The 6,860-nt window shown below is 41.7% G+C and carries 1 CRISPR repeat array.

Features of this window, described 5'->3' with window-relative positions:
- The first annotated feature begins 41 nt into the window (after positions 1 to 41).
- Positions 42 to 6,859: a CRISPR direct-repeat array (repeat unit 30 nt; unit sequence GTTTTTAGCCTACCTAAGAGGGATTGAAAC).
- The last annotated feature ends 1 nt before the right edge of the window (position 6,860 follow it).

The following is a 6,860-nucleotide window of genomic DNA, read 5'->3' on the forward strand; positions in this document are numbered from 1 at the left end:
GAAACTGAGGGTTCGAGTCCCTCTTTCTGCACCAAAAAACAGTTTTTAGCCTACCTAAGAGGGATTGAAACTCTGTATCCTCCTTCCAGCAACAAAAAATACGCCCTAGTTTTTAGCCTACCTAAGAGGGATTGAAACAGCCTTACGCAAAGATAGCCTCTCTTGACGGAAGCTGGGTTTTTAGCCTACCTAAGAGGGATTGAAACTTTTTGGGAATTTGATGAGAAGCAAATTGAATGTCTGGTTTTTAGCCTACCTAAGAGGGATTGAAACAAATAAAGCGGATTTGTTATCATTTTAAAGATGCTTTGTTTTTAGCCTACCTAAGAGGGATTGAAACCAAGGACAATCCGGTGAGGTGGGGAGAAATCGCAAAGTTTTTAGCCTACCTAAGAGGGATTGAAACATTGAGTCATAATTATGTCCCTGCACGTGTGCACCTATGTTTTTAGCCTACCTAAGAGGGATTGAAACGGCATATCTCGATACTGTACTTTTCGTATAAGATATGTTTTTAGCCTACCTAAGAGGGATTGAAACCTTCATGGTCCAGCCCGTGAATGGGCTGGCCGTCGGGCGTTTTTAGCCTACCTAAGAGGGATTGAAACGACGCAGCTTCATCAATGTATTCTTTTAAAACGATAAGTTTTTAGCCTACCTAAGAGGGATTGAAACGCAAGTGGTCATCCGACTTGCCAGCATCTTTAGGCGGGTTTTTAGCCTACCTAAGAGGGATTGAAACATTTCCGCACTGCACTGGCTTAAAAAAGTTTTCTTCGTTTTTAGCCTACCTAAGAGGGATTGAAACTGGATTTGGTCGTCTAAGCAACGTCGCTAAGGGATGGTTTTTAGCCTACCTAAGAGGGATTGAAACTTGCCCGTTTCCAGACGGCCTCTCTGTCCTCTTGTAAGTTTTTAGCCTACCTAAGAGGGATTGAAACTATGTAGAAGATTTAGGTGGTAAATGGGCACCAGCTGTTTTTAGCCTACCTAAGAGGGATTGAAACAGTTACTTTATCAGCTGATGCACTTATGTAGATAGGTTTTTAGCCTACCTAAGAGGGATTGAAACGTACCATCGCCAAATAATTGCCTGTTTATATCCATAGTTTTTAGCCTACCTAAGAGGGATTGAAACCCGTTAGTGCATACCTGCCAACCCTGCCACGTAGTACGTTTTTAGCCTACCTAAGAGGGATTGAAACGTTATAGGAGGTGTCTCATTTGACACTCCAAGAGATGTTTTTAGCCTACCTAAGAGGGATTGAAACCTACGGATGTTGCCGTAACGCCAAAGTTGAGTTACCTCGTTTTTAGCCTACCTAAGAGGGATTGAAACTTGCAGGAGCCATTCTAGCGGCACTTCTTTGTTTGTAGTTTTTAGCCTACCTAAGAGGGATTGAAACGCTAGTGGCAAAGCTAAAATGGTATGGTAAGCAGGCCGTTTTTAGCCTACCTAAGAGGGATTGAAACTATCGCAAAGCTGCCATTGCGTGGTCGTTGAAGTCGTTTTTAGCCTACCTAAGAGGGATTGAAACACTTTACGAGGATTAAATGTTTATAAAGATAAGGTGGGTTTTTAGCCTACCTAAGAGGGATTGAAACAAACCACCAACGCTTAAAAATCGGCTTCTTTGCTTTTTGTTTTTAGCCTACCTAAGAGGGATTGAAACACTCACTTTAGAAAACACCGACTTGAAGGCACAAATACGTTTTTAGCCTACCTAAGAGGGATTGAAACTCAAGATAGATTTTTGTCTGAGTCATGCCGTCATCGTTTTTAGCCTACCTAAGAGGGATTGAAACGCCAATTTTTATAAGCGCCGATGGGTCGTTGTAGCCAGTTTTTAGCCTACCTAAGAGGGATTGAAACAAATCTTTTGCGCAGCGAATACCGATTTCCCGCTACCCGTTTTTAGCCTACCTAAGAGGGATTGAAACGCCATAGCAGCTACAGAGCCGCCCGCCTGTAATGCAGTTTTTAGCCTACCTAAGAGGGATTGAAACCTATTTCCCTTTGCGTTAGATAGCCTTCGGCTATCAAGTTTTTAGCCTACCTAAGAGGGATTGAAACTGGATTTGGTCGTCTAAGCAACGTCGCTAAGGGATGGGTTTTTAGCCTACCTAAGAGGGATTGAAACCTTGTAAAGCCTCGATTTCGTCTCTGTCGTAGTCGAGTTTTTAGCCTACCTAAGAGGGATTGAAACCTACAATATGGAATAACATAAAAAACACTATTACGGTTTTTAGCCTACCTAAGAGGGATTGAAACTTCTGAAAGCATTTTCTTTCCTCCCTTTCTCTCTTGAGTTTTTAGCCTACCTAAGAGGGATTGAAACTTAAGTCCTCTGGCAGCTTAACGACAATCTCCATATCGTTTTTAGCCTACCTAAGAGGGATTGAAACTCCTTTTGGGACCTCGTACCCTAAAACACCAGTAAGGTTTTTAGCCTACCTAAGAGGGATTGAAACTTGCGTGGTCGTTGAAGTCTACCGGCTCATCGAGCACAGTTTTTAGCCTACCTAAGAGGGATTGAAACATCTTCCCTGTTGCGACGCCAGAACACTGCTGGCTTGTTTTTAGCCTACCTAAGAGGGATTGAAACATGATAGCCTTAGCTCAGAGTGGCTCACTCCAGAAATGTTTTTAGCCTACCTAAGAGGGATTGAAACTATAATTGTAATTGGAGATGGAGGTGAGGGAATTGAGGTTTTTAGCCTACCTAAGAGGGATTGAAACCATAGCATTGCGATGGTCTGCCACTACAGGCAAGCAAGGTTTTTAGCCTACCTAAGAGGGATTGAAACTGTATAGCCTTATCTGCTAAATCTACGGTGTCCTCAGTTTTTAGCCTACCTAAGAGGGATTGAAACAGGTCATCGATAATAAGCAGATCCGTATCTTCCGTGTTTTTAGCCTACCTAAGAGGGATTGAAACGATGAAGAGAAATTACTGAAAGATACACAATATCAGTTTTTAGCCTACCTAAGAGGGATTGAAACGCTTGGACGGCTCCTGGGTGCTGGACGGCAGCTTTGTTTTTAGCCTACCTAAGAGGGATTGAAACCATTTCTTTGTACGCCTGTTTTTCTTTTTCGCTTCGGTTTTTAGCCTACCTAAGAGGGATTGAAACAATGGGTATCAGACACCTAAAACAACATGGCAAGCTGCTGTTTTTAGCCTACCTAAGAGGGATTGAAACATCTGGGCAGCAATGTTGTTATACAAACTTGGTTTTAGTTTTTAGCCTACCTAAGAGGGATTGAAACTTCTCATCGCCAATTGTATATAACCCTTATAACCTAAGTTTTTAGCCTACCTAAGAGGGATTGAAACGGACTATTATTATGTACCATAACGTATATATCAAATGTTGTTTTTAGCCTACCTAAGAGGGATTGAAACTCTGTAAGTACGTACTTACATTGTTCTTCTGATTTTGCGTTTTTAGCCTACCTAAGAGGGATTGAAACTCTGAACATTCAATTCAAATAAAGTTTTTTGAACATTCGTTTTTAGCCTACCTAAGAGGGATTGAAACTTATACTCAAGTGCAGTAAAACCGCCTTCAAGCTCCAGTTTTTAGCCTACCTAAGAGGGATTGAAACGCTATGAAGACATAGAAGCTAAACTTTACAACCTGTAAAGTTTTTAGCCTACCTAAGAGGGATTGAAACATGGAGAAGTAACACTTATCATAGGTGGCTATGGTGTAAGTTTTTAGCCTACCTAAGAGGGATTGAAACTTAGATGCAAGGAAGTTTAGAATTTTAACCAGGTTGTTTTTAGCCTACCTAAGAGGGATTGAAACTACGAAAGTTGGATTCAGCAGGAAACGAAATCTGGTCGAGTTTTTAGCCTACCTAAGAGGGATTGAAACCCCAGATAGAGCAAAGAAAGAAAAGAGGTGTTTTAAATGAGTTTTTAGCCTACCTAAGAGGGATTGAAACTTACTGAGCAAGAAGAAGCAATTGTTTGAACAGATGAAAGTTTTTAGCCTACCTAAGAGGGATTGAAACCTTAGGATGATTATCAGGGCTTTCTATAAAATCCCCAAGTTTTTAGCCTACCTAAGAGGGATTGAAACCAAACAGGAAACACGAAAGGAGTTTGTGTGGTTTGTGGTTTTTAGCCTACCTAAGAGGGATTGAAACTTTCTATGCTTGCAATTATGCGGGCGAAGGAAATAAAAGGTTTTTAGCCTACCTAAGAGGGATTGAAACGTAGAAGCTATAAGCATTATGCAGGATTTACGTCCACAGTTTTTAGCCTACCTAAGAGGGATTGAAACTTCCTCCATCTCGGTCACCCGTATGGGAGTTTCCTCCCCGTTTTTAGCCTACCTAAGAGGGATTGAAACTGAAAATTGGTGAGACATGGCATAAAATTTAAGTTAAAAGTTTTTAGCCTACCTAAGAGGGATTGAAACCATCCCGGCCAATATCACTGCCACTCCGCTTTCCGGGTTTTTAGCCTACCTAAGAGGGATTGAAACATGGACGCAAGGCTCACCGCTGGAGTAGGGCGGGGCCCCGTTTTTAGCCTACCTAAGAGGGATTGAAACTAAGTGGACGTGTTTTGATGTTTCGTTCTCTGAGCAGTTTTTAGCCTACCTAAGAGGGATTGAAACCTTGCTACGGCTACTTTGATGTCGTTGCCCCAAGTCCCGTTTTTAGCCTACCTAAGAGGGATTGAAACATGTAATCGCTGTCGGTAGTATCAGCGCCGTCGTTGCGTTTTTAGCCTACCTAAGAGGGATTGAAACCTGCTCACGCCGCAGATAATGAGCTCGATGGTGTCGCCGTTTTTAGCCTACCTAAGAGGGATTGAAACAGGCAGGGTCGTTTTTGAGCACGTTAAGCACGGCAGTTTTTAGCCTACCTAAGAGGGATTGAAACACGAGTCCTTTTAGCATTTCTTATGGGGATGTTTTTTGTTTTTAGCCTACCTAAGAGGGATTGAAACTCAGTGCCGGGATTAAGGCTCCCGGCAGGCCTTCAATCGTTTTTAGCCTACCTAAGAGGGATTGAAACTTTGACGTTTGGAGGGGAATAAAGGCTTTGCAGGTTAGGTTTTTAGCCTACCTAAGAGGGATTGAAACGCATTTACAGCTTCTTCGATATATGTTTCCAATGCTTGTTTTTAGACTACCTAAGAGGGATTGAAACTTCGCTGTCTTATCGTAAACAATAATCTGCCCAACCCTGTTTTTAGCCTACCTAAGAGGGATTGAAACCTTAGCAATGTTGCAGATGTTTTGAGTGTGTTATGGAGGTTTTTAGCCTACCTAAGAGGGATTGAAACATAGTAGAACGTGCTTCAATGAATGCAGCGTCTTCTTGTTTTTAGCCTACCTAAGAGGGATTGAAACTGAGTTTCCCACTCCAGTTACGCACTGGGTAGGAGCGTTTTTAGCCTACCTAAGAGGGATTGAAACCAGGCGCTTGTCGATGCTGTGAACGCTTCTAACAGCCCAGTTTTTAGACTACCTAAGAGGGATTGAAACTTCTGAGCCCGAACCTCACAAACCCGATGTACACGGCGTTTTTAGCCTACCTAAGAGGGATTGAAACCCAAGCAGCAAAGCCTGTTGTTGCTTTTCCCCTAACTGTTTTTAGCCTACCTAAGAGGGATTGAAACTGGCTTTCGTATCAGCATTTCAAGTTATCACCACTTGGGTTTTTAGCCTACCTAAGAGGGATTGAAACCCTTGGAGCCTTCTGTTTATCATCTTTAATTCTTTAGTTTTTAGCCTACCTAAGAGGGATTGAAACTCTCTTGCAGGATATTATCTTGAAGATTGCTTCTGTGAAGTTTTTAGCCTACCTAAGAGGGATTGAAACTTGCTTACTTCTTAATTTGGTAAGTTTCGGTTTTTCTTCGTTTTTAGCCTACCTAAGAGGGATTGAAACCGACGTATACAATTAGAAGCTTGGGGCGTAGAAGGAGTTTTTAGCCTACCTAAGAGGGATTGAAACCTACTTGAAGAAAGATATAAAGGCAAAGGGATTGGCTTGTTTTTAGCCTACCTAAGAGGGATTGAAACATTATACTGTCGGTGGTTTTTATGATTTTTTCAGCTTGTTTTTAGCCTACCTAAGAGGGATTGAAACCTTCACCGCATTAAAGTATTTCCACAATTATCCACCGTTTTTAGCCTACCTAAGAGGGATTGAAACTTGTTTAGGTCAATAGCATACTGAGGCGCATAATCTGGTTTTTAGCCTACCTAAGAGGGATTGAAACAGTACTGGATTGTCCATATTGACATTCCAGTACCAGGTTTTTAGCCTACCTAAGAGGGATTGAAACATTCCTGCTAAATTATGTGCAGGATTCTCTGAAAATGTTTTTAGCCTACCTAAGAGGGATTGAAACGATCTTAGTCAGCAGGTTCCCCCAGAGGAAGAAGTTCCTGTTTTTAGCCTACCTAAGAGGGATTGAAACAAATTGTAGTTCTAAGCATTTTGTTGGATTTTCGAGGTGGTTTTTAGCCTACCTAAGAGGGATTGAAACCGTTGTAGTGCGCTTAAACGGTAGTGAAGGCACAATAAAGTTTTTAGCCTACCTAAGAGGGATTGAAACTTGCTCCTATCCATCTTAAAAAGCAATAGTCATCGCAGAAGTTTTTAGCCTACCTAAGAGGGATTGAAACATCATTTGCCTTGTTAGTATGTGTAGGGTCTAGAGCTGGTTTTTAGCCTACCTAAGAGGGATTGAAACCTCAAGATTAACATTTAGCCTGCCAGTTCTAAATTTGTAGTTTTTAGCCTACCTAAGAGGGATTGAAACGATCTTTCTGGGGTTAAATCTTTGGGTGGTCCTATGTTTTTAGCCTACCTAAGAGGGATTGAAACG

Source organism: Caldanaerobacter subterraneus (genome assembly GCF_004345675.1).
GTDB lineage: Bacteria > Bacillota > Thermoanaerobacteria > Thermoanaerobacterales > Thermoanaerobacteraceae > Thermoanaerobacter > Thermoanaerobacter subterraneus.